Below are 25,895 nucleotides of genomic sequence, written 5' to 3'. Positions count from 1 at the left end.
CGGTTTTAACCGTCACCCACCTGGCCGTCTTGTCGTTGATGCATTGCCGATATATCGTTGATGCATCAGTGATAGTCACCCGAGAAGGAGAGAGCCTGATGGGATTCCACCGACGGATGCACGCCGCACACGACGAGCTGCGCCGGCGCGGCTTCGGCTTCCCGCCCGTACCGCCCGGTCCGCCGCCGTTCCCGCCCGGCCCGCACGGTCACGGTCACGGCCACGGCCGGGGTCGGGGCGGACGCGGCCGGGGACGCCGGCCCAACGTGCGCGCCGCCATGCTGGCGCTGCTCACCGAGCGGCCGATGCACGGCTACGAGATGATCCAGGAGATCGACTCCCGGACCGGCGGGGCCTGGCGGCCCAGCCCCGGCTCGATCTACCCGACCCTGCAACTGCTGGAGGACGAGGGCGTCATCGCCGCCGCCGCGGACTCCGACGGCGGACGCAAGCGCTTCACCCTCACCGAACAGGGCCAGTCCGAGGCGGCCCAGGCCGCGCAGACCCCGCCCTGGGCGGAGTTCGCCGAGCAGACCGTCAACAGCTGGCACGACATCCGGGACGCCGGCCAGCAGGCCATGCACGCGCTGCGGCAGGTCATGACGACCGGCACCGACGACCAGCGGGCACGCGCCGCTCAGGTGCTCGACGAGACCCGGCGCAAGCTGTACGCCATCCTCGCCGAGTCCGAGTGAGCCGCGCCGACGGTGCGCCGGCCGGGGTGGTCACGGGACCGCCACCCCGACCGGTGACCCCGGCCTGAACCGACACGTGCGGCCGCCCCCGAGTGGGGGCGGCCGCACGTGTCGGTGGCGGCGGTCAGTGCACGGTGACCGTGGCGCCGCCCGGCACCAGGCCGCGCAGCTCCTCGGGAAGCTCGGCGCCCATCTCGTCGGCGATCCGCAGCGCCTCCTCGATCAGCGTCTCCACGATCTGGCCCTCCGGCACGGTCTTGACGACCTGGCCCTTCACGAAGATCTGGCCCTTGCCGTTGCCGGAGGCGACACCGAGGTCGGCCTCGCGGGCCTCGCCCGGGCCGTTCACCACGCAGCCCATGACGGCCACCCGCAGCGGCACCGGCAGCCCTTCCAGGCCGGCGGTGACCTCCTCGGCCAGCTTGTAGACGTCGACCTGGGCCCGCCCGCAGGACGGGCAGGAGACGATCTCCAGGCCCCGCTCGCGCAGGCCGAGCGACTCCAGGATGGCGGCGCCCACCTTGATCTCCTCGACCGGCGGCGCGGAGAGCGAGACCCGGATGGTGTCGCCGATCCCCTCCGCCAGCAGCGCGCCGAACGCCACCGCGGACTTGATGGTGCCCTGGAACGCGGGGCCCGCCTCGGTCACGCCCAGGTGCAGCGGGTAGTCGCACTGCTCGGCGAGCTGCCGGTAGGCCCGGATCATCACCACCGGGTCGTTGTGCTTGACCGAGATCTTGATGTCCCGGAAGCCGTGCTCCTCGAAGAGCGAGCACTCCCAGAGGGCCGACTCGACCAGCGCCTCGGCGGTGGCCCTGCCGTACTTGGCCAGCAGGCGCTTGTCCAGCGAGCCGGCGTTCACCCCGACCCGGATCGGCACGCCGGCGTCGCCGGCCGCCTTGGCGATCTCCTTGACCTTGTCGTCGAACTGCCGGATGTTGCCCGGGTTCACCCGGACCGCGGCGCAGCCGGCGTCGATCGCGGCGAACACGTACTTCGGCTGGAAGTGGATGTCGGCGATGACCGGGATCTGCGACTTCTTAGCGATCGCGGGCAGCGCCTCCACGTCGTCCTGGGAGGGCACCGCCACCCGGACGATCTGGCAGCCGGACGCGGTCAGCTCGGCGATCTGCTGGAGGGTGGCGTTGACGTCGGCGGTCAGGGTGGTGGTCATCGACTGGACCGAGACCGGCGCGCCGCCACCGACCGGCACCGAACCGACCATGATCTGGCGGCTGGCCCGGCGCGGGGCGAGCGGCGGCGGCGGCACGGGGGGCATACCGAGACTGACAGCGGTCACTTCAGGCACTCACCTTGTGAAGAGCGTGATCGGGTTGACGACGTCCGCGGTGACGGTCAGCAGCGTGAACGCGCCACCGATCAGGATCACCGCGTACGTGAGGGGCATGAGCTTGAGGTAGTCCACCCGGCCCGGGTCGGCGCGGCCGATGCGCGCGTACAGCCAGGAGCGGGCCCGCTCGAACCAGGCGATGGCGATGTGGCCACCGTCCAGCGGCAGCAGCGGTAGCAGGTTGAACACGCCGATGAAGAAGTTCAGCGAGACGAAGAGCATGAAGAACGCGTACCAGGCCTCGTTCGCCACGAACTCGCCGCCGAGCCGGCTGGCGCCGACCACGCTGATCGGGGTGTCCATGTCGCGCTCGCCGCCGGTGACCGCGGTCCACAGGGCGGGCACCTTCTGCGGGATCCGCTGCATGGCGTGCGCGGTCTGCACGGCCATGTTGCCGGTGAAGTCGGCGGTGGCGCCGAACGCGGCGACCGGACCGTACTCGATCCGGCTCGGCGTGGTGGGCTGGACCATGACGCCGAGCGCGGAGACGGCGGAGGTGGCGCCCTTCGGGTCGTTCAACGGCGGGCGCTGCACCGCGGCCAGGTCGACCGTGGCGGTGGCCGGCTGGCCGTCGCGGAGGTAGCTGATGGTGGCCGTGCCCGGCGGGACGGCGCGGACCACGTCGAGCATGTCGCCCCAGGTGGAGACCGGCTTGCCGTTCACGGCGGTGATCCGGTCGCCGTCCCGCAGCTGGGCCTTCGCGGCCGGGCTGGCCGGGTCGCCGGCCTGGCAGTTGCGGTTGACGTTCTCCACCACCACGCACGGGGCTAGGGCGATCACGGCGGGCTCGGCCTTGAGGCCCTCCGCGGTGGTCGGGGCCTTCGGGTTGGGCAGCCCCACGGAGACCGCCATGATCCAGAGCGCGCCGAGGGCGAGGGCGAAGTGGGTGATGGACCCGGCGGACATCACGATCGTCCGCTTCCACACCGGGTAGCGCCACATGGCGCGCTTCTCGTCCCCCGGTTCGACGTCGTCGTCCTGCGGGGTCATCCCGACGATCTTGCAGAAGCCGCCGAGCGGGATGCCCTTGACGCCGTACTCGGTCTCGCCCCGGCGGAACGACCAGAGCGTCGGGCCGAAGCCGACGAAGTATCGGGTGACCTTCATCCCGAAGGCCTTCGCGGTGAGCATGTGCCCCGCCTCGTGCAGGCTCACCGAGATGAGGATCGCCAGGGCGAAGAGCACCACCCCGAGCAGGTAAACCATCAGGCTCCTTCCACCGACCCGGCGATGATCGCCTGGGCGCGCGCGCGTGCCCACGCCTCGGCGGCGAGCACGTCCTCGACGGTACCTGGTTCGTCGAAGTCCGGAGCGTCCTCCAACACCCGATCGAGGGTGTCGACGATGCCGAGGAAGGGCAGCCGCCCGGCCACGAACGCCGCCACGCACTCCTCGTTGGCCGCGTTGTAGATCGCCGGCCGGCACCGCCCGGCCTCGCCGGCCGCCTTGGCCAGCGCGACGGCCGGGAACGCGGCGTCGTCGAGCGGGAAGAACTCCCAGGTGTGCGCCGTCGTCCAGTCCACCGCGGCGGCGGCCCCCGGCACCCGGTCCGGCCAGCCCAGCGCGACCGCGATGGGCAGCCGCATGTCCGGCGGACTGGCCTGGGCGATCGTGGAGCCGTCGACGAACTCGACCATCGAGTGGATCACGGAGGTGGGGTGGATCATCACCTCGATGTCGGCGTAGGGCACGTCGAACAGCTCGTGTGCCTCGATCACCTCGAGGGCCTTGTTGACCATGGTCGCGGAGTTGATCGTGACCACCGGGCCCATGTTCCAGGTCGGGTGGGCCAGCGCCTGTTCCGGGGTCACCTCGGTCAACTCGTCGCGCCGGCGGCCCCGGAACGGGCCGCCGCTGGCGGTCACGACCAGCCGGCGGACCTCGGAGCGGGCGCCGGAGCGCAGGCACTGCGCCATCGCGGTGTGCTCGCTGTCGACCGGGACGAGCTGCCCCGGCCGCGTCAGGGCCGCCTTGACCAGCGGGCCGCCGGCCACCAGCGACTCCTTGTTGGCCAGCGCGACGGTACGCCCGGCGCGCAGCGCGGCCAGCGTCGGCGGCAGGCCCAGCGAGCCGACCACGCCGTTGAGCACGACGTCGCACGGCCACTGCGCCAGCTCGGCCATGGCGTCCGGCCCGGCCACGATCTTGGGCAGCTTGAAGTCGCCGGTGGCCCAGCCGCGCCGGCTCGCCTCGGCGTAGAAGGCCAGCTGGAGGTCCTGCGCGGCGGACGCCTTCGCCACCCCCACCGCCTCGACGCCCAGTTCCAGCGCCTGCGCGGCGAGCAGCTCCACGTTGCCGCCACCGGCGCCGAGGGCGACCACCCGGAAGCGGTCCGGGTTGCGCTTGACGATGTCGATGGCCTGGGTCCCGATCGAGCCGGTCGAGCCCAGCAGGACGAGGGTGCGGGGAGTGCTCACCCGGCCATTCTTCCCCAGCGCCGCCGGACGCCCGCCGGGAGCCTCACTCCCCGCCGTCCGGCTCCTCCGCCGGCGCCTCCTCGTCCAGCAGTTCGGCCGGGTCGATGGTGAACGCGAACGGCTGCCGCATCACGAAGGCGCTACCGGCCGCCGCCGCGGCGAGCGGACGGTACTCCCCCTCCGCCAGCTCGTACAGCGCCAACGCCGGTACCCGGTTGCGCAGGTCGACGCGGAGGAAGTAGGGCACACCGGCGGCCGCGTACTGGCGCGGCCGGTCGATCACGTCCTTACGCCGGTTACCCGGCGACACGATCTCTCCGAGCAGGACCGCCTGACTGACGTCCACCGCCGAGCGACCACCACCCGACGTGCGCAGCACTGCGATGTCGGGGATGAACAGGTCCTTCCCGCAGATCAGGTTGATCTCCGGATAGACCCAGAGACCGGCGCGGCGGGCAGCCCGGTGCAGCAGATAAGGCAGTTCCCGTTCCACCGACTGGTGGTCGATTCCGGCATGTGGTGTCACGATCACGCTTCCGCTCAGGACCTCGACCTTGGGGCCGTTGGTCTCCGGTAGGAGATCGAGAGCGAGCTGCGCGGTCCACGGCTCGTCGTGCCAGCGGAGCACGTCGAACGACGGCTCGGCGGGCTGCGGTGCCGGCTCGGGCGCGAATGCGGCCTGGGCCATCCGGCTCACCCCCTCAGCGGAACATCGTGCTATCGCCCACCCTAGCCGCGCAGCCCCGACGAACCGGCCTCGCACACGCTGTCCGTCGCCGACGCCCCTTCTCCTGGCGGACCGGGCGGTCAGGCCGGGCGGCGCAGGACGAAGGTCTCCAGCTCGGCGCCGCCGTACCAGTCGGTCCGGACGCCCAGGTGGGTCATGCCGAGCCGGCGGGCCACCGCCATCGACGGTTCGTTGCCGGCCATCACCACCGCGTACACCTGCGGGGTGCCAGTGGCGAACTCGCGCGCCAGCACGGCCCGGGCCGCCTCGGTGGCGTAGCCGTGGCCCTGCGAGTCGGGGTGCAGGTGCCAGCCGACCTCGATGTCGTCGGTCGGGGTCACCCCGTCGCGCCCCGGCAGCGGCTTGAGCAGGACGCTGCCGGCCACCCGGTCGGCGTCGCGCGGCGCGATCGCCCAGATCCCCCAGCGGCCCGCGTACGGCCCGTAGCGCTCGCGCCACCGGTCCACCCGCTCCCGCGCCTGCGCCGGGTCGGTCATCCGCCCCGCACCGCCGCCCAGCCAGCGCATCACCTCCTCCCGGGAGTAGATGTCGTAGATCCGGGCCAGGTCCTCGGGCGACTCGGTCCAGTCCCGCAGGACCAGCCGCTCGGTCGTGGCGATCGTCATGCCGCCGGATCGTAATGCGTGGCGCACGGCCGTACGGGGAACGAGAGCGCGATGGGCGACGGGTGGGATCGAGCGAAGCGGATCACGGCTACCGCGTTCCGGCCGGTCCGCGGCCGGGACCTGTCCCTGCACGCCGCCGCGATCACCTTCTACGGCGGGATCGCCGTGGTGCCGGTGGCGCTGCTGGCGATCTGGCTCACCGGGCTGCTCGCCGGCGCGGACCGGGTACGCCGGCTGACCGGGTACGCGGTCGACACGCTGCCCACCGAGATCGGCGTGCACCGGGCGGTGGCCGCGCTCGTCGAGGCCGGGCTCGGGCTGACCCCGTGGCTGGCACTGGCCTCGCTGCTGCCGGCCTCGCTCTACGGCGAGGGGCTGCGCCGCGCCTTCGTCTCGGTGGCCGAGCCACGCGCCGAGTCGGGCGCGCTGGTCGGCTGGCGGGGCCGCCTGCTGCTGCTGCCGCTGCTCGCGCCGGCCCCGGCGCTGCTGCTGTCGATCCTGCTGGCGCTGCCGCTGACCACCCGGCTGGTACGGCAGGGCGGCTGGTCCGGCGCGCTCGGCGTGGTGCTGTCGTTCCTGGCCGTGTGGCTGGTGCTCACACCGGTGCTGGTGTGGGTGTTCCGGGTGGTCGGACCGGCCTCCCCCGACTGGCTGGTCACCGTGGTCCTGGGCTCGTTCACCGCGGCGAACCTCTCCGGCTTCCTGCACGGCTTCGTGCTGTTCTGCTCGCTGCCGCTGGACCTCGGCGCGCCGTTCGGCGGCTTCGACGAGATCGGCGGCGGGGTGGCGGTGCTGCTCTGGCTCTACCTGTTCCACGTGATCGTGCTGTCCGGCTACTCGGCCACGCTGGCGGCGAGCCGATGGCGGGCCACCCGGGTGGCGGCCCGCGCCTGACCGCGGTCACGCAACGCCGGCACCGCCCCGCCGCCGGTGACGCCGGCCGGATCCGGGGCCGGTGCGCGGGCGGACGGAGCTGGCGTCCCGCCGCGAACCCTCCCGCCCGCGACCGGCCGGCACTAGGCTCCGGTCGCATGAGTGACGCGAGTGAGCTGCCGACCCGCGCCGACGTCGTGGTGGTCGGCGCCGGGCACAACGGCCTGGTCTCGGCGATCCTGCTGGCCCGCGCCGGGCTGGACGTGCTGGTGCTGGAGGCGGCCGAGGTGATCGGCGGCGCCACCCGCACCGAGACGCCGTTCCCCAAGGTGCCCGGGCTGCGGCACTCCACCGGCTCGTACCTGCTCGGGCTGATGCCGCCGGAGCTGCTGGCCACGCTCGACGTGCGGATCCCGGTGCTGCGCCGCGACCCGCACTACTTCCTGCCCACCCCGGGCGGGCCCGGCTCGCCGTACCTGCTCTTCGGCAGCGACGCCGCGGCCAGCCGCCGGCAGGTCGCGGAGATGTTCTCCCCCGCCGACGCGGCCGCCGACGACGCGCTCCAGGCCGAACTCGCCCAGCTCCGCGCGGACCTGGCCCCGGCCTGGCTGGCCGAGCCGCTGCCGGTCGAGGAGACCGCCGAGCGGTACGTCCGGCCCGCCCTGCGCCAGGTCTTCGTCGACCTGGTGCGCGGCTCCGTCGCCGACTACCTGGCCCGATTCGACTTCCAGTCCGAGCTGCTGGTCAGCATGTACGCGGTCACCGACGGCCTGTCCGGCCTGAACGCCGGCCCGGACGACCCCGGCACCGGGCACAACTTCCTGGTGCACAACATGTGCCGGCTGCCCGGCTCGGGCGGCACCTGGATGATCGCGCAGGGCGGCATGGGCACCGTCTCCCGGACGTTCGCCGAGGCGGCCCGCGCCGCGGGCGCCCGCGTGCACGCCGGCACGCCGGTCACCGCCATCACCCTGGACGGCGGCGCGGCCAGCGGGGTGGTGCTCGCCGACGGGCGCCAGATCACCGCCGAGGTGGTGCTCGGCGCGTGCGACCCGTACCGGCTGATGGCGCTGCTGCCCGACGGCGCGCTCCCGGCGGAGCTGGGCGCGCGGATGGCGGCGGTCCGCCGCCCCGGCACCACGCTCAAGCTCAACCTGGCGCTCACCGGGCTGCCCCGCTTCTCCTGCCTGCCGGCGGACGCGCCGAGCCCGTTCGGCTCCACCATCCACCTGCTGCCCGGCGCTGCGTCACTGGTCGGCGCGGGCGGCGAATCGCCGATGACCGCGCTGCGCGCCATGTGGGCGGACGTGCGGGCCGGCCGGCTGCCGGCCGAACCGACCATCGAGTGGTACCTGCACACCACCGTCGACCCGTCGCTGCGCGACGACGCCGGGCACCACTCGTCGGCGTTGTTCGTGCAGTCCGTGCCGTACGAGCTGGCCGGCACCAGCTGGGACGCGGCGCTGCCCGGCTACGTCGAGCGGCTGGTGGCGATCTGCGAGCGGTACGCCCCGGGCACCGCCGACCTGATCGCCGACGCGGTGCCGCTGCCCCCGCCCGGCATCGAGGCGCACTTCGGGATCACCGGCGGGCACATCCACCACGTCGACAACACCGTCTCGTTCACCGACCGGATGCCGTACGCGACCGGGGTCGACGGCGTGTACGCCGGCAGCGCCGGCTGCCACCCGGCCGGCAGCGTGATCGGCGCGGCCGGCCACAACGCCGCCCAGCGGATCCTCGCCGACCTCGGCCGTTGACGAGCGCAGCGACTGGGCGGGTGGCAGCCGGCGCCGGTCACCCGGCCGGCGCGGCGGCTTCGCGGGGCAGGTCGCCGGGGCGGCGGACCAGGGAGAGGCCGACCAGCAGCAGGTAGAGCAGGAGGCTGAGGATCGGGTCGACGAAGACGAAGGCGAAGGCGACCAGATACAGCAGCGGGCGCAGCCGCAGCCGCCGGGCCACCGCCCCGGCCAGCCGGGGATCCAGGTCGGGATGGAGCAGCCGGCGCCGCCGGGCCCACCACCAGCTCAGGTTGAAGAAGAGCGACTCGCCGAGCACGGTGCCGGCGTAGAGGGCGGCGGTCAGCCGCTGCTCGGTCGGGCTGCCGCGCAGGTTGTCCGCGAGCAGGTCGGCGGTGAACGGGATGGTGGCCACCACGAGCAGCAGGAGCAGGTTGAACACCAGCAGCACCTGGTCCACCCGGACCACGTAGCGCCACATGTTGTGGTGGCCGAGCCAGATCTGGCCACCGATCCCGAAGGTGATCACGTACGCCAGGTAGGTCGGCCAGGCGTGCGCGAGCGCTTCGGGCAATTCCCGCCCGGGATCGCGGGCCGGGCCGTTCTGCAACAGCTCGACCGCCATCACCGTCAGCACGACCCCGAAGACGCCGTCGCTGAACGTCTCCACCCGGGAGGCGTCCCGGGCCATCTCCCGGTCGCGCCGGTACCGGTACTCCCGCTCCCCCGCCTCGGCCACGCCGCCCCCTTCCGACTGTGATGGTGACCCGGCGGGGGCGGCGGGCGCGGGGAAACTAGCTCAGCGCCTCCCCGGCCGGTGCCGGGGTCTCCGCGTCGGCCCGGTGCGCGCGGATCTTGTGGCCGACGCTGGTCAGGCAGCGCCCGCTGGCCAGGTCGAACCGCCAGCCGTGCAGCTGGCAGGTGAGCTGGTCGCCGTCGACGATGCCGAACCGGCTCAGGTCGGCCTTCAGGTGCGGGCAGCGGCGCTGCACCACCCAGCCGTCCAGGGTGATGTCCTCGGCGTCGACGGCCCGCTCGTGCTCGTCGTACCAGCCCTCGGCGTACTGCAGGCGTTCCTCGGAGAGGCACTTGAAGAAGGCGTAGACGAACTCGTTGTACTGGCCGATCCGGGCCGCCGAGAACCGGCAGGACAGGAAGAGCGAGTTGACCCAGTCCACCTCGCCGATGTGCAGCAGATGCTCGATCAGCGCCCGCTCGGTACGGAACCGGTAGCGGACCTTCTCGTCCGCGTACGGCCGGACCTCCTTGCCCGGGAAGTCCACCACGATCGATTCAACCTCGGCACCGTCGTAGCCGACCAGGTCGAAGCGGACCGGACCGCCGACCCCCTTGGCCAGGTAGATCGACTCGTCGAGCAGCGGCTCGATGCGGCGCTTCATCTCGCCGAGCACGTCGACCTCGGGGTGCCGCCAGGACGCCTTCTCGGCCTCGATGATCGGGCGCTTCCGCTCCCGCATCTCCTCCAGGTGGGCCACCTTGTTGGCGAAGAACTCCTCCACCGGCACCGGGTGGGTGGTGGTGGTGCCCCCGGTGGTGACCTCCGCGACGCTGCCCGGCAGCAGCACGATGCCGTTGGTGCCGCCGACCTTGGCGTACTCGGCCAGGAAGACCGACTGGTCGGGGAAGATGTTCCCCTCGTCGCCGAAGATGTCGTTGAACTGCCAGAGACTGTCGTCGAGGAAGCACGGCGGGCCGGCGATCGGGAAGACGCTGTCGGCCTTCAGGTCGTCGATGTAGCGCCAGGTGCGGTCGAACTGCCGGTCGCGCTTCTGCTTGCCGAACGCGGTCTTCGCCGCCTGCGGCAGCTCGTAGACCATCGGGTACCAGATGGCGCCGGAGAACTGCAGCATGTGCGCGTGCACGTGGCCCAGCTCGGCGAAGACGCTCAGGTCGGTCGGGCGGGCGTCGTTCTGGTTGAGCAGCCGCACCCCGTCGTACTCGACCCAGAGCGAGGAGTCGCCGATCGGGCCGTCGGTCGGGCTGGTCAGCGCCTGGATCATGATCTTCAGGCCGCCGGGCAGCTCCACGACCTGCTCGTTCGGGGCCTTGAGGAACTTCGTGAAGCCCAGCTCCCGGAACTCGTCCTCCATCTCCGAGGTGGGGAACTCGGGAAGCAGGACCGTCGCGTCCTTGCTGACGAAGTCCCGCAGGTGCTTCGCGTCGAAGTGGTCCCGGTGCAGGTGCGACACGTACAGGTAGTCGACCTGGCCCAGGGTCTCCCAGTCCAGCAGCGAATTGTCGGGGAAGGGGAACCAGGAGGCGAAGTAGGCGGGATTGACCCACGGGTCGCACAGGATGCTGCCCGCGGCCGTGTCGATCCGCATGCTGGCATGCCCCGTACCGGTCACTCGCACCGTAGTCCCCCTCAAAAAGGCAATCAGGCGTACGTCAAGACGCTACCGGAGGCAGTGTGCTCACCGTCCCGCGACGCCGGTAGTGCCGTTCCGCCCGGTCGGCGACGGGACCAACGGCCCGGTCCCGGTCGCCGTGGTCACCCGAGCGGGGTACGCCGATCAGGGCGGACCCCGCACCGGGCCCGCTTCGGGGCGTGCCAGACTAACCGGAGATCCGATCGCGAGGGAAGGACCGACAGTGGCAGGAAGCGAGCCGGTAACCGCGCCAGATCAGCACAAGCCCGGACACCGCAGGTCCGGACGGATCGGGGCGGTGCTGTCGGCGGTGGTTTTGGTGATCATGGCGTTCTGCGGCAACCACGAGGGCAGGGTCGAGGACATCTGGCTGATCGGGATCGCCGTGCTGCTGCTGGCCATCGTGATCGGCGACGCGGTGCTGCGCCGCAACGGCCTGCGTTCCTGACCCCGGCGGTCGCCGGAGCGTACGCGCGAGGGCCCGCCCCCGGCTGGGGGCGGGCCCTCGTTGTGCGTGGCGGCCTCAGCGGCCCAGCAGGATGTCCTGCACGTCCTTGAGCGCGGCGTCGACCTCGGCCTCGAAGTAGCCGCCGGGCACCAGCCCGAACCGCAGCGTGTCCAGGTCCTTGGGGTTCACCGGCATCGGGTTGCGGCCCTGCATGCCGCCGAGCAGCGTCTCGAAGAACCGGTCCACCTGGTCCGGGTCGTACCCGCTGCCGAAGCGGCGCACCTGGAAGCTGCGCCGGATCTGGTCGACCCGGTAGAGGTCGCTGCCGGGCGGGCCGGCCATCGGCGGTCCCACCATCGGCGGTCCGACCATCGGCGGACCGGCCACCGGCGGCGGGCCGGGCGGCATCCCCGGGCCGGGGCCGTAGCCCTGATCCGGCCCGAAGCCCTGCTGCGGCAGCGGCGGCGGACCGGCCGGGCCGCGGCCACGCGGGTCACGCAGGTCCCGCTCCCGCTCGGGCATCCGGATCTCGGCGGTCATGTCGGCGCGCCCGTGCCGGCCGGCCTCGAACCCGTCGAACCGCTCCTCCGGGCCGTAGCCGGCCGGGCCCGGCGGCAGGCCGCGCGGGGGCGGCCCGCCGTGCCCCATCGGGCCGGGACCGCCCGGGCCCATCGGACCGGGACCACCCGGGCCCATCGGGCCGGGACCACCGGGGCCGCGAGGCGCGTCGTAACCGCCGCGTGGGGCGTCGTAACCACCGGCGAAGGCGCCGGTGGGCTCGTCGTAGCGGTTGCCGTACCGGTCGGGCGGGCCGGCCTGGGCGGGCATCTGCCGGGGCGGCATCGGGGGCTGCGGCACCGGCGACAGGCCACGGTCGTCGCGCATCGGCGGGCCCATCCGGTCGGCGAGCCGCGGGTCGCCGCCACGCCCGCCGGGTCCGGCGCCACGCTCCTCCAGCTCGGCGAGCTGCCGCTCGACCCGGTCGAGGTGCAGATCGACCTGCCACTCGTCGTAGCCGTTGAACCGGACCCGGAAGACGACGTCGTGGACCTCCTGGGAGGCCACGGGCGCGCCGACCGGCTGACCGGCGAGTGTCGCCTCCACCCGGTCCAGGAAGGCGTCGACCTCGTCGACCTTGTATCCCCGGCGGAGCGCCTTACGCCGGAAACGCTGACCCTGACTCGCCACTATGTCTCCTGGTCTCTACCGCTACGCCGTCGCGGTGCGGGGGTCGGTGTCGCTGTCCTCGGCGGCGGCGAGCTGGCCACACGCGCCGTCGATCTCGCGCCCCCGGGTGTCCCGCACCGTGGTCGACACCCCGGCGTCGCGCAACCGCCGGACGAACTCCCGCTCGACCGGCTTCGGGCTGGCGTCCCAGCGGCTGCCCGGAGTCGGGTTGAGCGGGATGAGGTTCACGTGGGCCAACTTGCCGGCCAACAGCCGCCCGAGCAGATCGGCTCTCCACGGCTGGTCGTTCACGTCCTTGATCATCGCGTACTCGATCGACACGCGACGCCCCGTCGTGGCCGCGTAGTCCCACGCCGCATCCAGCACCTCGGACACCTTCCAGCGCTGGTTGACCGGGACGAGTTCGTCGCGCAGCTCATCATCGGGGGCGTGCAGCGACAACGCAAGGGTCACTGAGAGGTCTTCGCTGGCCAGTCGGCGGATGGCCGGCACCAGACCGACCGTGGAGACGGTGATGTGCCGCTGGGACAGGCCGAGCCCCTCCGGGGCCGGCGCGACCAGCCGGCGGATCGCCGCCACCACCCGCGAGTAGTTGGCCAGCGGCTCGCCCATGCCCATGAACACCACGTGCGACAGGCGCGGCGGCGAGCCGGCGACCGCCCCGGAGGCGGCCACCCCGGCCAGGTAGACCGCCTGGTCGACGATCTCCGCGGTGGACAGGTTGCGGGTCAGCCCGGCCTGGCCGGTGGCGCAGAACGGGCAGGCCATGCCGCAGCCGGCCTGACTGGAGATGCAGACGGTGACCCGGTCCGGGTAGCCCATCAGCACGCTCTCCACCAGCGAGCCGTCGTGCAGCCGCCAGAGTGCCTTGCGGGTCGCGCCGTCGTCGCAGGCCAGCTCGCGGACCGGGGTCAGCAGGGCGGGCAGCAGGGCGCCGGCCAGCCGCTCCCGGGACGCGGCGGGCAGGTCCGTCATCCGCTCCGGGTCCCGGACCAGCCGGCCGAAGTAGTGGTTGGAGATCTGCTTGGCGCGGAACGCCGGCTCCCCCAGCTCGGTGACGAGGGACTGCCGGCCCGGCAGGTCCAGGTCGGCGAGGTGACGGGGCGGCATCGCCGGGCGGCGACCACGGGCGTCGGGGTCCACGGAAATCAGGGGGAGGCTCGTCATGGCGCGTCCAGTCTGACACGCCGGAAGCGGGACGCACCCGTCCGTGGGTCCTGAATCGGCCCCGACCGGCCGAGGGAGGCGCTCCCGCCCGCGTGATTCACGCCTCAGCCCGCCATCGGCACGAGGACCGCCAGCAGCAGGTACGCCGTCGGCACCGCGAACAGGATCGAGTCGAGCCGGTCCATCAGCCCGCCGTGCCCGGGCAGCAGGTTGCTCATGTCCTTGACCCCGAGGTCCCGCTTGATCATCGACTCGGCCAGGTCGCCGAGGACGGCCGCGCCGGCGATCGCCAGCCCGAACACGGCACCCCACCAGGGGGCCACGTCGAGCAGCAGCCAGAGCAGCAGGGCGCTGCCCGCCGCCGCCGCGGTGACCGAGCCGGCGAAGCCCTCCCAGGACTTCTTCGGGCTGATCGTCGGGGCCATCGGGTGCTTGCCGAAGGCCACGCCCGCCGCGTAGCCGCCGGTGTCGGAGAGCACCACGGCGACCAGGGTGGCCAGCACCCGCAGGTGCCCGTCGTCCGGCGCGGCGGCCAGCATCGCCGCGAAGCCGCCGAGGAAGGGCACGTAGACCGCGATCAGGGTGGCCGCGGTGAGGTCGCGTTGGTAGTTGCCCGGGCCGTCGCCGAGCCGCCAGATCATCGTGCCGAGCACGGTGACCAGCAGGCCGAGGCTGAGCGCGTCGGGCCCGGCGAACCAGGCCAGCGCGATGGTGAGCACGCCGCCGGCGATCAGCGGCACCAGCGGCGGGTGGGCGCCGGCGCGCCGCACCGCGCGGGCCATCTCCCAGATGCCGATCCCCACCGCGGCGGCGATCACCGCCAGGAACGCCGGCAGGTAGAAGAAGAGGGGGACCACGATCGCCGCGCCGAGGGCCAGCCCCACCCCGATCGCGGCGGGCAGGTTACGCCCGGCCCGGCCGGTCGCCGGCTGGGTGGTCGGCGGTCGGTCGGCCGAGGCCCGGCGCCGGCCCCGCGTCCGGCGACCCGCCGGCACGTCCCCGGCCGCCGGCGGCGCGGCGATCGGCTCGTCGCGCACCGGCGCGAGCTGGGCCGTCGGATAGTCCTCGCCCGGCCCTTCCGGGCGCCACCGATCGGGTCCGCCCCGGTCAGGCGGGGCGTCGTCGCGGACCGGCCGGTCGTAGGGCCGGTCCCGGGGATCGTCATGTCCGGGGCCGCCCGATCCGTCGTAGCCACGCTCCCCCGGCCGGTCGTAGCCAGGTTCCCCGGGCCGGTCGTAGCCGGGTTCCCCGGGCCGGTCGTAGCCACGCTCCCCGGGCCGGTCATAGCCACGCTCCCCGGGCCGGTCGTAGCCAGGTTCCCCGGGCCGGTCGTAGGCCGTCGCGTACGGCCCGCCGTCCTGGCGCCGGCCGCGCGGGTCCGGGCCTCCGGAGCCGGGACCCCCGTCGCGGTAGCGGCGGTCGTCAACCAAGTCTTCGCTGCGGTAGCGGCGGTCGTCGGCCGGGTCGCCGTCGCGGGCCGGGTCGGCGAAACGCATCGGGTGGTCGGGCCGGTAGCCGGGTTCCGCACCGAAGCCGGGCGGAACGCCGGGTCCGCCGCCGTAGCCGGGTTCCGCACCGTAGCCGGGCGGGGCGCCGGGTCCGCCGCCGTAGCCGGGTCCGCCGTCCCGAGGGCGGCCGCCGCGCGGCGTGTCGAACCCGCCGTCCGGGTGGGGCCGGGCGTACGGATCGGCGCCCGGACGGGTCCGCGGCTCGGTGTGGACCTCCGGCGCGCCGGGCCGGTGCCAGGGGCCCGGCTCAAGACTGGTGTCGGGCCAGGGCAGCCCCGCCGGGCGCTCGGGGCGGTCCCAGCCGCCCGGCTCGGCCGTGCCGTAGGGGTCGGGGTGGGACATCACGCACCGGTACGCGCTGCGAGTGCCGCCACATGACGCAAGACCAAAACCATCCCCTACAGGCGCGACTGCTCCGGTTGACCGGCCCGACGGCCGGCCGATTCCCGCCGTTCATCCGGTGGTGGCCGGGAATCGTGCCGAGCCTACTGCACCCGGTGAGCCGGCACGGCGGACGATCACCCACCACGACGGCGGCACCGGGGCCGCCGCCCCGAGGGCGCCGGCTCCCGGCGGCCCGGTCGACCCCGTCCGGCAAGAGCCGCAGGGGGCGCCGAGACCGGGCCCGAAGTCGTCGTCGGGGCGGCGGCACACCGGTGCCGTCCGCGTGGGTACGAGCGCTCAGACCTCGAGCAGCTCGCTCTCCTTGTGCTTGACCAACTCGTCGACCGTGGCGACGTAGCGCTGGGTCAGGTCGTCCAGGTCCTTCTCGGCGCGCCGGCCCTCGTCCTCGCCGACCTCGCCGTCCTTGACCAGACGGTCCAGCTCTTCCTTGCCCCGGCGCCGGATGTTGCGGACGGCGACCTTGGCCTCCTCGCCCTTGTGCCGGGCGACCTTGATCATTTCGCGCCGCCGCTCCTCGGTCATCTGCGGGAACAGGATGCGCAGCTGGTTGCCCTCGTTGTTCGGGTTGACCCCGAGGTCCGAGTCGCGGATGGCCTTTTCCATGGCGCCGAGCTGCGAGTTGTCGTACGGCTTGATGATCACCATGCGCGGCTCGGGAACGCCGATGGAGGCCATCTGGGGCAGCGGGGTCGGGCTGCCGTAGTAGTCGATCACGATCCGGGAGAACATGGCGGCATTGGCGCGACCGGTACGGATCCCGCCGAACTCCTCCTTGGCGTGCTCGATGGCACGCTCCATCTTCTCCTCGGCCTCGAGGAGGGTGTCGTCGATCACCGGTCTCCTCGCCTCCTTCTGTAGCTCGTGGTGGGCTGTACTGCTGCTGTGCTGTCGGAGGACCGCTGCCGGCTCGACCGGGCCGTTCAGGCGGTGATCAGCGTGCCGATCTTCTCACCGCCGACGGCACGGACGATCGTGTCGTCGCCCTGCGCGCCGAAGACCAGCATCGGCAGGCCGTTCTCCATGCAGAGGCTGAACGCCGCGGCGTCGGCCACCCGCAGGTTGCGGCGCAGCACCTCGGAGAAGGTGATCGAGTCGAGCTTGCTCGCCGTCGGGTCGATCCGCGGGTCGGCGGTGTAGACCGCGTCCACGCCGTTCTTGCTCATCAGCACCACGTCGGCGTGGATCTCCAGCGCCCGCTGCGCGGCAACCGTGTCGGTGGAGAAGTACGGCATGCCGGCGCCCGCGCCGAAGATGACCACGCGGCCCTTCTCCAGGTGCCGGATCGCCCGCAGCGGGATGTACGGCTCGGCGACCTGGGCCATGGTGATGGCGCTCTGCACCCGGGTCTCGATGCCTTCCTTCTCCAGGAAGTCCTGCAGCGCCAGGCAGTTCATCACCGTGCCGAGCATGCCCATGTAGTCGGCCCGGGCCCGGTCCATGCCCCGCTTCTGCAGCTCGGCGCCGCGGAAGAAGTTGCCCCCGCCGACCACCACGGAGACCTGCACGCCACGGCGCACCACGGTGGCGATCTGCCGGGCGATGCCCTGCACGACGTCCGGGTCGACGCCGATCGCGCCGCCGCCGAAGACCTCACCGGAGAGCTTCAGCACCACCCGGCGGGCCCGTCCGGGCGGTGGGGCGGTCGGATCGTCCACCGCCAGGCTCCGGTCACTCACAACCTGCGTCATCCGCCGCCCCTTCCGTCGCGCACCTCGCGTGCGCCCGTACCGCGTAACTGCCGCTGCCGACCCTATGTGACGAGGAGGCCGCGGTGCCTGTCACGTACACCGGCGGCCTCCTCGTCGACGTTTCCCTGCCGCCGGTCGCGTCCGCGCCCGGCGGGCGGATCAGGCCTGACCGACCTCGAACCGCACGAAGCGGGTGACCTCGATGCCGGCGTCGGCCAGCAGCTGCTTCACCGTCTTCTTGTTGTCGGCGACCGACGCCTGCTCCAGCAGGACGAAGTCCTTGAAGAAGGCGTTGACCCGGCCCTCGACGATCTTCGGCAGCGCCGCCTCGGGCTTGTTCTCCTCGCGGGCGGTCTGCTCGGCGATGCGCCGCTCCGACTCGACCACGTCGGCCGGTACCTCGTCGCGGGTCAGGTACTTCGGCCGCATGGCGGCGATCTGCATCGCCACGCCGCGGGCGTCCGCGTCGCCGGCCTCGTCGGACTTGCCGGCGTACTGCACCAGCACGCCGACGGCCGGAGGCAGGTCCTGGCTCTTGCGGTGCAGGTAGACGGCGGTGGTGCCGCCCTCCAGCCGGGCGAAGCGGTTGAGCACCAGCTTCTCGCCGATCTTGGCGGACTGCTCCTGGATCAGGTCGGCGACCGGCTTGCCGTCGATGGTGCTGGCGAGCAGCTCCTCGGCGGTGCTCACGCCGCTGCGCTCGCCGTGCTCCACCAGCTGCTGGGCCAGGGCGATGAAGGCGTCGTTCTTGGCCACGAAGTCGGTCTCGCAGTTGAGCTCCAGCAGCGAGGTGCCGGAGTGCGCGATCAGACCGTTGGCGGCCGTGCGGCCGGCCCGCTTGCCGACGTCCTTGGCGCCCTTGACGCGCAGGATCTCGATGGCCTTGTCGAAGTCGCCCTCCGCCTCGGTCAGCGCCTTCTTGGAGTCCATCATGCCGGCGCCGGTGAGGTCGCGGAGCTTCTTGACGTCCGCGGCGGTGAAGTTGGACATGACTCTCTCTTCGGTGTTTGAGACTGCGGTGGGATGGTCTGGCTGCCGGTTACCCGGATCCGGGCCGGTTGTGCCCGGCGTACCCGTCGCGTCCCCACCGGCCGGAAATTCGGACAGTGGGGACGCGACGGCGCGATCACTCCGCGGCGGCGGTCGCCGGCTGCTCGGCGGTCGCGGGCTGCTCGGCGGCGGCCGCCGGCTGCTCGTCGGCCTTCTTCGGCTCCTCGAGCAGCTCGCGCTCCCACTCGGCCAGCGGCTCGTCCGCGCCGACCTGGCCCGGCTCCGGCTTCTCGTCGCCGCCCCGGCCCCGGCCGGAGCGGGCGATCAGACCGTCGGCCACGGCGGCCGCGACGACCTTGGTCAGCAGCTCGGCCGAGCGGATCGCGTCGTCGTTGCCCGGGATCGGGAAGTCGACCTCGTCCGGGTCGCAGTTGGTGTCGAGCACCGCGATCACCGGGATGCCCAGCTTGCGGGCCTCGTCGACGGCGATGTGCTCCTTCTTGGTGTCGACGATCCAGACCGCGGCCGGGAGCTTCTGCATGTCGCGCAGGCCACCGAGGGTCTTCGTCAGCTTGATCTTCTCGCGGGAGAGCTGGAGCGTCTCCTTCTTGGTGTAACCGGCGGCGGTGCCGCTCAGGTCACCCAGGGCCTCCAGCTCCTTCATCCGCTGAAGCCGCTTGTACACGGTCTGGAAGTTGGTCAGCATGCCGCCGAGCCAACGGTGGTTGACGTACGGCTGACCGACCCGGGTGGCCTGCTCGGCGATGGCCTCCTGGGCCTGCTTCTTGGTGCCGACGAAGAGGATGCTGCCGCCCCCGGCCACCGTGGTGCGCACGAAGTCGTACGCCTTCTCGATGTAGTCGAGGGTCTGGCGCAGGTCGATGATGTAGATACCGTTGCGCTCGGTGAAGATGAAGCGCTTCATCTTCGGGTTCCAGCGCCGGGTCTGGTGCCCGAAGTGGACACCGCTCTCCAGCAGCTGACGCATGGTCACGACGGCCATGGGGTACTCCTAGTTTCCCTGGTTGTCCCGTCCGGCCGGCGGCCGGACGCCTGGCGCCCGGTCGGCGGCCATGACGGACCCGAACACGATCGGGACCAGGGAGGCCGTCGCCCCACGGAGCGGTCCGTGGAGAGGGCACGCGAGGTCGACCGCGCGAGGCGGTCGCCAGTCGACCAGTGTACGCGCTCTCCCGCGGCCCCGGTCCCGGGGTGCGGGAACCGCCGGAGGTGGCCACCGGTCGGGCCCGGCCGGTCACCGGGGTACGGGAACCGCCGGCGGCGGTCGGGCGGCCCACCGCGGCCGGTCCCGGGCCGCCGACCCCGGGCCGCCGATCCCGGGCCGCCGGTCCCGCGGGTCCCGGTTCCGGACATACCTCCGGATCGGGGAGGTATGTCCGCGGGGTCAGCGGGCGGCGAGCGCGGCGGCCAGGAAGAGCACCAGCCCGACGGTCAGGTAGGCGGTCGGCGGCCGGAGCCAACCGCGGCTGCCGTCGGCGAGGGCCAGCCCACCGGTGCGCAACCCGTACAGGCCGGCGCCGAAGATCGGCAGGCCGACCACCAGGAACGTGCCCACCACGACGTGCGAGGCGGAGACCGGGTCACCGATCAGACCGTGCAGCAGCACCCGCAGCGCGGGGGCCTCCAGGACCAGCACGAGCGCCGCCAGCAGCACGGCCAGCACCGGCCGCCGGGTCCGGTAGACCCCGTCGCCCGGCGTCGCCGCGTCCTGGCGGGGGGCCACCGACGGCATCGGGCCGGTCGGCAGCTCCAGCGGGTGCGGCACCGGGCCGGGCGCCGCCTCGGCACCGGGCCGCTCCCCGACGGTCAGCGGCGTGGCCCCCGGGTACGCGGGGCGCTCCGCGCCGGCCGGCACCCCGGTGGGACGGTCACCGCCCGGCAGCGCGGCACCGCCGGCGTGGGCCGGATGGTCCCCGGCAGTGCCCGGCGCCGGGGCCGGCTCCGCCGGACGGGTCGGCTCCACGATCGGGTAGCCGCCGAGCGGGCCGGACCGCAGCGGGTCGGCGCCGAGCGGCCCGGCCTCCCGGGCGGCCCCGCCGAGCGGGTCGGCAGCCTCCCGGGCGGCCCGCCGGCCGACGCGCTCGCCCGGCAGCTCGGTGGAGGTGTCCGGATCATCCGTCCAGCGCGACCGGCGGTAACCGTCGGCCCCGTCGACCAGCGGATCGGCCCCGCCGTACGGTCCGGGCTCGCCGTACCGGAAGCCCTCGCGCTGCTCGGGGACGAGGTAGTCGTCGTCGCGGTGCCGCGGCTCGGCCCGCCAGTCCGGCTCGGCGTACCCCCGGTCGCCCCAGCGCGACCCCTGCTCATCCTCGGGAAAGCTCCGTCGTCCGTCCACGACCGGCACGGTATGCGACCGGAACCCGGTCCGCCATTCGACCCCGAGCGGCATCGCCGCTGGTCGATGCCGCTCGACGCGGTGTCCGGGGCGGCACGCCGGGCCGGCGGGTCGCCGGGGCGGGTGGCGACGTTCCGCATCGGTCGTGGTGCCGGTCCCGGCGCGCCGGGACCGGCGCTACCCGCCCTACTTGCCCGTGGGCCAGACCGGGCCCTGGTCGGTCCAGGTGACGCCCTTGTTGCGGCAGAGGCAGAACGGGTGGCCGACGGGGTCGGTGTAGACGCGCCAGCCGTAGCCGTTGGGGCCGACAAAGTCCTGCCGCAGGGTCGCGCCCAGGGCCAGGAGGCGGCTCTGCTCGGCCTCGAGGTCGTCGACTTCGAAGTCGAGATGGAACTGCTTCGGGTGCTCGCCGTCGGGCCACCGCGGGGCGCGGTAGTCCGCCACCCGGATGAAGGCCAACTCGATCTCGCCGAACCGGATACCGGCCCAGTCGCTGTCGCTGCCCTCCTTGACCGGGCGGCCCGTCACCGCTGCGTAGAAGGCCGCCAGCTCCATCGGGTCCGGGCAGTCGATGATGAAATCGGTGAGTCGCAGCATCCGGCGATCCTGCCACAAGGGCAAACCAGCCGGCGCTGTAGCACACCAGACCCAAGATCGTCCGGTCGTCCACAGCCCGCCCCGTCATCCACAGGCGGGCGGCGCCGGAGCACCCCACCGCCCGGCACGCGGCACCGTCGTCGCCATGACGAAGCGGAACCAGGCCGTCGGCGCGTACGGCGAACGGTGCGCGGTCCGGCACCTGATCGAGGCAGGGCTGCGCCCGGTCGCCCGCAACTGGCGGTGCGCCGACGGCGAGATCGACATCATCGCCTGGGAGGGCGAGGTGCTCGCCTTCTGCGAGGTCAAGACCCGCCGCACCGACCACTTCGGCACCCCCGCCGAGGCGGTCGTCCCGGCGAAGGCACGGCGGCTGCGCGGGCTGGCCGCGCGCTGGCTGGCCGAGACCGGCACCCACGCCGACGAGGTCCGCTTCGACGTCCTCGCCGTCCGGCTCCCCACCGCCGGGCCGGCGCGGGTCGAGCACCTGAAGGGCGCGTTCTGAGATGAGCTACGCCAAGGTGCTCTGCGTCGGGCTGGTCGGCGTGACCGGACACGTGGTGGAGGTGGAGGCCGACCTGGCCGCCGGGCTGCCGGGCGTGGTCATCTCCGGCCTGCCCGACACGGCCCTGCACGAGGCCCGGGACCGGGTCCGGGCCGCGGTCGTGAACTCGGGCCAGAAGTGGCCGAACCGCCGGATCACCCTCAACCTGCTCCCGGCCACCCTGCCCAAGTACGGTTCGGCGTTCGACCTGGCCATCGCGGTGGCCGTGCTCGGCGGCTCGGGCGAGTTGCCGCTGCTGCCGCTGGACCGGACGGTGATCCTCGGCGAGCTGGGCCTCGACGGCGCCGTCCGCCCGGTGCGCGGTGTCCTGCCGATGGTCGCCGCCGCCGCGCGCGCCGGCCTGGACCGCGTCGTCGTGCCCGCCGCCAACGCCGCCGAGGCGGCCGTGCTGCCCGGCGTACGGGTCCGGGCCGTGGACACGCTGCACCGCCTGGTGGCCTTCGTCCGCGACGGCACGCCGCTGCTGCCGCCACCGGCCGCCGAGCCGCCCACCGCCCCCGGCGGCCCCGACCTGGCCGACGTGGCCGGTCAGGGGTTCGGCCGCCGGGCGCTGGAGGTGGCCGCCGCCGGCGGGCACCACCTGGCCCTGCTCGGCCCGCCTGGCGCCGGCAAGACCATGCTGGCCGAGCGGCTCCCGTCGATCCTCCCGGCGCTGGACGACGATGCCGCGCTGGAGGTCACCGCACTGCACTCCATCGCCGGTCTGCTGCCGCCCGGTGGACGGCTGCTGCGCCGTCCGCCGTTCCAGGCACCGCACCACACCGCCACGGTGCCGTCCCTGGTCGGTGGGGGCTCCGGCCTGGCCCGTCCCGGGGCGGTGTCGCTGGCCCATCGCGGGGTGCTCTTCCTCGACGAGGCGCCCGAGTTCAGCAAGGCGGCCCTGGAGGCGCTGCGCCAGCCGCTGGAAAGCGGCCGGGTCCGGGTGACCCGGGCGCACGGCGCCACCGAATACCCGGCCCGGACCCAACTGGTGCTGGCCGCCAACCCGTGCCCCTGCGCCAAGCCGTCCGGCGACCTCGACTGCGAATGCACTCCGCTGGCCCGCCGGCGCTACCTGGGCCGGCTCTCCGGGCCGCTGCTCGACCGGGTCGACCTGCAGGTACGCCTGCACCCGGTACGGGCCGCGGAGCTGCTGGCGACCGGTACCCCGCCCGAGTGCTCGGCCGCCGTGGCCGACCGGGTGGCCGGCGCGCGCCGGGCCGCCGCCGACCGGTGGTCGAGCACCGGCCACCGGGTGAACGCGGACGTCCCCGGCCCCTACCTGCGCCGCCCGCCCTGGCAGCTGCCCGGGCGGGACATCCGGGAACTGCGCCGGCGGCTCGACTCCGGTTCGCTCTCCGCCCGGGGGTTCGACCGGGTGGTCCGGCTCGCCTGGACCATCGCCGACCTGGACGGGCGGGACCGGCCGGACGGCGACGACATCGCCGAGGCCGTGCACCTGCGGATGGGCGAGGGCTGATGACCGGCACCGACGAGGACCGGCTGGCCCGGGTGGCCCTGACCTGGCTGGCCGAGCCGGGCACCCAGGCCGTCTTCCACCTGGTCAACGAGGTCGGCGCGGTCGCGGCGCTGGACCTGCTGCTGCGCGGCGACGCGGCGGACTCGACCCTGCGGTCGACCGTGGCGGCCCGGTCGAGCGGCGGCGACGCGCGGGCGGTCGCCGAGCAGGCGGTGGCCCGCGCCGAACGGCTCGGCGCCCGGTTGGTCACCCCCCACGACGACGAGTGGCCGCACCAGGTCGCGCACCTGACTCGGCTCCAGCTCTCCGGGGCCGCCCGCAAGGTCGATCTGGAGACCGCTCCGCCGCTCTGCTTCTGGGTGCGCGGCGCCTGGCCGCTGGGGCAGGCCTTCGAGCGGTCGGTGGCCGTGGTCGGGGCGCGGGCGGCCACTCCGTACGGGACGCACGTCGCCACCGAACTGGGCTACGGGCTCGCCGAGCGGGACTGGACGGTCGTCTCCGGCGGCGCGTTCGGCATCGACTCCGCCGCGCACCGGGGCGCGCTGACCGCCGGCGGACTGACCGTGGCGGTGCTCGCCTGCGGACTGGACCGCCCCTACCCGATGGGCAACACGGCGCTGTTCGACCGGATCGCCGAGACCGGCCTGCTGGTCAGCGAGTGGCTGCCGGGCGCGGAGCCGCTGCGGCCCCGGTTCCTCATCCGCAACCGGGTCATCGCGGCGGCCACCCGCGGCACCGTGCTGGTCGAGGCGGCGGCGCGCAGCGGGGCCACCCAGACGTTGAACCGGGCGATCGGCGTCCTGCGCACCGGGATGGTGGTGCCGGGCCCGGTCACCTCGGCCATGTCCGTCGGCGCGCACCGGTTGCTGCGCGACGAGCCCCGTACCCGGCTGGTCACCGGGGTCGCGCACGTGCTGGAGGAGGTGGGCCGGATCGGCGCCGACCTGGCGCCGCCGGACCGGGCCCCGGAGCGCCTCCGCGACGGCCTCGACGACGCGGCGACCCAGGTGCTCGAGGCGCTGCCCCGGCGCAGACCGCTCGCGCTGGAGGCCGTCGCGGCCCGGGCCGGGGTCGACCTGCGTACCGCCATGCGGAAGCTGTCCATGCTGGAGGAGTTGTCCCTGGTGGTCCGCCGCGACGACGGGTACGCGCTGGCCCCGACACCGTCCGGCGGCCGAAAGTGAGCCGGCTCGTGGTGGCGGCGTCAGGCTCCCGACCGCAGTGGCGCCCGGCGCAGGTCCGAGACGTCGACGTCCTGCTCCTCCAGGGCGTCGTAGAGCTGCTCCGGTCCCTTGGCCGCCAGGAACTCGGCCTCCACCTCGTACGCGGGCACCAGCAGGCAGAAGTTCGTCTCACCGGTCGGGGCGGTCACGAACTGGAAGTCCTCGTCGAACAGCGCCGCCGGGGTCGGCAGCAGGAACCGCATCCCGGTGCTGAGCGGCACCTCGAGGTCCAGCCGGACCGGTTCCTCCCAGGCGAGCAGCCGCGCCTGCTGGGCGTAGCGCACCGCGCAGGACATCACGAAGTCCAGCAGCTCGGGGCCCATGAACCGGCCATCCAGGACGAAGACCAACTCCTGGGCGTAGCCGTCCGGCCGGGCCCAGCCGCGCTGCCGGGCGAGCGCGGCCAGCCCATCGGTGGCCAGGGTCACCTGACCGTCGAACGGGACCTCGGCGAAGCCGTGCAGCCGGATCGGCGCCCCGTCGGGCAGTTCCTCGTCGAGGGTGCTGAAGGGCGTGCCGAGGAACCGGCGCAGGTGCCGGTCGACCTCTCCCGATGCCGCCGTCGGTCGACCGAATTTCCGCATGATCGCCCCATTCCGATCTCGTTGCCGGAGGCTACCCGCTCCGCCGGGCGGAAATCGGAGGGCGTCGCCGGAGCGCCGCAGTGCCCAGCAGGCCGCAGTGCGCGGCACGCCACCGGTGGCCGGCACGCCGCAGTGCCCGGCACGCCATGGTGGGGATCAGTCGCCCTCGAAGCGGATCTCGACATCCCGGCCGTTCAGGCAGCGTCTGACGAGCAGGGCGAGCCGCCGGATCCGCTCGGTCTCCGCCGGTACCCGGGCCGCCTCCATGAGGCAGCGCAGCTCGTCGAGCAACTGCGGCGCCGAGTCGACGCCGACCACCAGCTCGCCGAGCGGGTCGACGCGGTCCAGCAGCGGCGTACGTCCCCCGCCGCGCACCCGCTTGAGCAGGTCCAGGAGCACGTCGTCCGGATCGGCCACCGTCTCGGTCGCGACGTAGGACGGTGGGCGGCGAGGCGGCCCCGCACGCACCTGCCGGTAGAGGACGGCATCCACACCCACGTCCGGTCCCTCCTCCCGTCGGCGCCCGCCCTGCGGCTCGACGCCCGCACCGTCCGACTCGCCAATCACCCTTCCGCGCCGCCGCCCGGGGGCGTCCGGCGTTATGCACCGCTTCAGCCGCCCCGACTGAGCAGATGCCTGCGTCGGCAGCGGTACCGATCCGGCTCCCGCTGGCGGCCCGATCCGCGACCACCGTCCATTTCGTAGGAACAGTTTCCCCTGTCCAGGCCCCGTTCAGCCAGCCCCGGGAACGAGCCACCCCGGTATTCGCCCACCGGGCAGCCTCCGCCCCGGTAACGCCGCGCGGTGCGGTGATCCAACCGCGGGCGCCCATCCACCGGGGCCAGCTCACCCATTGGCCGGCCCACCCGGTGACCCGCCCGCCCGGTGACCCGCCCGCC

Annotated in this window: 25 protein-coding genes; 7 read left to right on the top strand and 18 right to left on the bottom strand. The window is 73.6% G+C overall.

The annotated features are described in order from the left end of the window. The first annotated feature begins 98 nt into the window (after positions 1 to 98). Complete coding sequence (locus tag LQ51_RS22425) at positions 99 to 695, top strand: PadR family transcriptional regulator (RefSeq protein ID WP_046568798.1); 597 nt, start codon at positions 99 to 101, stop codon at positions 693 to 695. A gap of 124 nt (positions 696 to 819) precedes the next feature. Here LQ51_RS22425 and ispG read toward each other — a convergent pair whose 3' ends face one another. The 5 genes from ispG to LQ51_RS22400 form a co-directional block, all read right to left on the bottom strand. Beyond that, complete coding sequence (gene ispG, locus LQ51_RS22420; RefSeq protein WP_046568796.1) at positions 820 to 1,995, bottom strand: flavodoxin-dependent (E)-4-hydroxy-3-methylbut-2-enyl-diphosphate synthase; 1,176 nt, start codon at positions 1,993 to 1,995, stop codon at positions 820 to 822. Between the two features lie 9 nt (positions 1,996 to 2,004). Further along, positions 2,005 to 3,252 (bottom strand): M50 family metallopeptidase, encoded by a 1,248-nt coding sequence (locus LQ51_RS22415; protein ID WP_046568793.1) that lies wholly within the window; start codon positions 3,250 to 3,252, stop codon positions 2,005 to 2,007. Next, positions 3,252 to 4,463, bottom strand: a complete 1,212-nt coding sequence (dxr, locus tag LQ51_RS22410; RefSeq protein WP_046568792.1) for a 1-deoxy-D-xylulose-5-phosphate reductoisomerase — start codon at positions 4,461 to 4,463, stop codon at positions 3,252 to 3,254. Before dxr ends, LQ51_RS22415 begins: the two co-directional genes overlap by 1 nt. 43 nt (positions 4,464 to 4,506) lie before the next feature. After that, entirely contained in the window at positions 4,507 to 5,151 is a 645-nt protein-coding gene (locus LQ51_RS31470) for a Uma2 family endonuclease (protein WP_052745031.1), read from the bottom strand. A gap of 119 nt (positions 5,152 to 5,270) precedes the next feature. Beyond that, the gene (locus LQ51_RS22400) at positions 5,271 to 5,816 is read right to left on the bottom strand and encodes a GNAT family N-acetyltransferase (protein WP_046568790.1); all 546 of its coding nucleotides are present in this window, start codon (positions 5,814 to 5,816) and stop codon (positions 5,271 to 5,273) included. Between the two features lie 51 nt (positions 5,817 to 5,867). On the opposite strand from LQ51_RS22400, the gene LQ51_RS22395 reads away from it, so the two are divergent. Both LQ51_RS22395 and LQ51_RS22390 read left to right on the top strand, forming a co-directional pair. Then, positions 5,868 to 6,710, top strand: coding sequence for a YhjD/YihY/BrkB family envelope integrity protein (locus LQ51_RS22395; protein ID WP_046568788.1), 843 nt, complete (start codon positions 5,868 to 5,870; stop codon positions 6,708 to 6,710). 137 nt (positions 6,711 to 6,847) lie between these two features. Further along, positions 6,848 to 8,449 (top strand): phytoene desaturase family protein, encoded by a 1,602-nt coding sequence (locus tag LQ51_RS22390; RefSeq protein ID WP_046568817.1) that lies wholly within the window; start codon positions 6,848 to 6,850, stop codon positions 8,447 to 8,449. Positions 8,450 to 8,486: 37 nt separating this feature from the next. Here the strand turns inward: LQ51_RS22390 and LQ51_RS22385 are convergent, their stop codons facing one another. Both LQ51_RS22385 and LQ51_RS22380 read right to left on the bottom strand, forming a co-directional pair. Continuing rightward, positions 8,487 to 9,119: a TMEM175 family protein gene (locus LQ51_RS22385; protein ID WP_046568816.1), complete on the bottom strand. Its 633-nt coding sequence runs from the start codon at positions 9,117 to 9,119 to the stop codon at positions 8,487 to 8,489. Between the two features lie 103 nt (positions 9,120 to 9,222). Further along, positions 9,223 to 10,803, bottom strand: a complete 1,581-nt coding sequence (locus LQ51_RS22380; protein ID WP_046568786.1) for a Rieske 2Fe-2S domain-containing protein — start codon at positions 10,801 to 10,803, stop codon at positions 9,223 to 9,225. A gap of 238 nt (positions 10,804 to 11,041) precedes the next feature. Here LQ51_RS22380 and LQ51_RS22375 point away from each other — a divergent pair, with 238 nt between their 5' ends. After that, entirely contained in the window at positions 11,042 to 11,266 is a 225-nt protein-coding gene (locus LQ51_RS22375) for a DUF2631 domain-containing protein (RefSeq protein ID WP_046568785.1), read from the top strand. Positions 11,267 to 11,341: 75 nt separating this feature from the next. Here the strand turns inward: LQ51_RS22375 and LQ51_RS22370 are convergent, their stop codons facing one another. The 9 genes from LQ51_RS22370 to LQ51_RS22330 all read right to left on the bottom strand — a co-directional run bounded on the left by LQ51_RS22370 (position 11,342) and on the right by LQ51_RS22330 (position 21,165). Continuing rightward, on the bottom strand, positions 11,342 to 12,454 hold the full coding sequence (locus tag LQ51_RS22370) for a DivIVA domain-containing protein (protein ID WP_046568783.1): 1,113 nt from the start codon (positions 12,452 to 12,454) through the stop codon (positions 11,342 to 11,344). A gap of 21 nt (positions 12,455 to 12,475) precedes the next feature. Beyond that, positions 12,476 to 13,621, bottom strand: coding sequence for a dual-specificity RNA methyltransferase RlmN (rlmN, locus tag LQ51_RS22365; protein WP_046568779.1), 1,146 nt, complete (start codon positions 13,619 to 13,621; stop codon positions 12,476 to 12,478). 104 nt (positions 13,622 to 13,725) lie between these two features. Then, positions 13,726 to 15,117, bottom strand: coding sequence for a phosphatidate cytidylyltransferase (locus tag LQ51_RS34050; RefSeq protein ID WP_082159589.1), 1,392 nt, complete (start codon positions 15,115 to 15,117; stop codon positions 13,726 to 13,728). A 693-nt stretch (positions 15,118 to 15,810) separates the two neighbouring features. Further along, on the bottom strand, positions 15,811 to 16,368 hold the full coding sequence (gene frr, locus LQ51_RS22355; protein ID WP_046568775.1) for a ribosome recycling factor: 558 nt from the start codon (positions 16,366 to 16,368) through the stop codon (positions 15,811 to 15,813). Positions 16,369 to 16,454: 86 nt separating this feature from the next. Further along, positions 16,455 to 17,222, bottom strand: a complete 768-nt coding sequence (gene pyrH / locus LQ51_RS22350) for a UMP kinase (protein WP_046568773.1) — start codon at positions 17,220 to 17,222, stop codon at positions 16,455 to 16,457. 159 nt (positions 17,223 to 17,381) lie between these two features. After that, positions 17,382 to 18,212 (bottom strand): translation elongation factor Ts, encoded by an 831-nt coding sequence (gene tsf / locus LQ51_RS22345; RefSeq protein WP_046568771.1) that lies wholly within the window; start codon positions 18,210 to 18,212, stop codon positions 17,382 to 17,384. A 136-nt stretch (positions 18,213 to 18,348) separates the two neighbouring features. Continuing rightward, on the bottom strand, positions 18,349 to 19,215 hold the full coding sequence (gene rpsB, locus LQ51_RS22340) for a 30S ribosomal protein S2 (protein WP_046568768.1): 867 nt from the start codon (positions 19,213 to 19,215) through the stop codon (positions 18,349 to 18,351). A gap of 402 nt (positions 19,216 to 19,617) precedes the next feature. Next, positions 19,618 to 20,577: a hypothetical protein gene (locus LQ51_RS22335; protein WP_046568815.1), complete on the bottom strand. Its 960-nt coding sequence runs from the start codon at positions 20,575 to 20,577 to the stop codon at positions 19,618 to 19,620. A 177-nt stretch (positions 20,578 to 20,754) separates the two neighbouring features. Then, positions 20,755 to 21,165: a VOC family protein gene (locus tag LQ51_RS22330; RefSeq protein ID WP_046568767.1), complete on the bottom strand. Its 411-nt coding sequence runs from the start codon at positions 21,163 to 21,165 to the stop codon at positions 20,755 to 20,757. A 145-nt stretch (positions 21,166 to 21,310) separates the two neighbouring features. Between LQ51_RS22330 and LQ51_RS22325 the strand changes: the two genes are divergently transcribed. Genes LQ51_RS22325 through LQ51_RS22315 form a run of 3 tightly spaced genes read left to right on the top strand, consistent with a single transcriptional unit; the run spans position 21,311 to position 24,373 of the window. After that, positions 21,311 to 21,670 carry a YraN family protein gene (locus LQ51_RS22325; protein ID WP_046568765.1) on the top strand — a complete coding sequence of 120 codons (360 nt, stop codon included), beginning with the start codon at positions 21,311 to 21,313 and terminating at the stop codon, positions 21,668 to 21,670. Between the two features lies 1 nt (position 21,671). Then, entirely contained in the window at positions 21,672 to 23,189 is a 1,518-nt protein-coding gene (locus LQ51_RS22320; protein ID WP_046568763.1) for a YifB family Mg chelatase-like AAA ATPase, read from the top strand. After that, positions 23,189 to 24,373 carry a DNA-processing protein DprA gene (locus tag LQ51_RS22315; RefSeq protein WP_046568761.1) on the top strand — a complete coding sequence of 395 codons (1,185 nt, stop codon included), beginning with the start codon at positions 23,189 to 23,191 and terminating at the stop codon, positions 24,371 to 24,373. Before LQ51_RS22320 ends, LQ51_RS22315 begins: the two co-directional genes overlap by 1 nt. A 20-nt stretch (positions 24,374 to 24,393) precedes the next feature. On the opposite strand, the gene LQ51_RS22310 is transcribed toward LQ51_RS22315, so the two are convergent. Both LQ51_RS22310 and LQ51_RS22305 read right to left on the bottom strand, forming a co-directional pair. Next, the gene (locus LQ51_RS22310) at positions 24,394 to 24,996 is read right to left on the bottom strand and encodes a suppressor of fused domain protein (protein WP_046568759.1); all 603 of its coding nucleotides are present in this window, start codon (positions 24,994 to 24,996) and stop codon (positions 24,394 to 24,396) included. Between the two features lie 156 nt (positions 24,997 to 25,152). After that, complete coding sequence (locus LQ51_RS22305) at positions 25,153 to 25,494, bottom strand: hypothetical protein (protein WP_046568757.1); 342 nt, start codon at positions 25,492 to 25,494, stop codon at positions 25,153 to 25,155. Positions 25,495 to 25,895: the final 401 nt, after the last annotated feature.

The sequence above is a fragment of the Micromonospora sp. HK10 genome (genome assembly GCF_000982955.1).
Classification (GTDB): Bacteria; Actinomycetota; Actinomycetes; order Mycobacteriales; family Micromonosporaceae; genus Micromonospora.
This window is presented reverse-complemented; position numbering and strand designations above follow the sequence as displayed.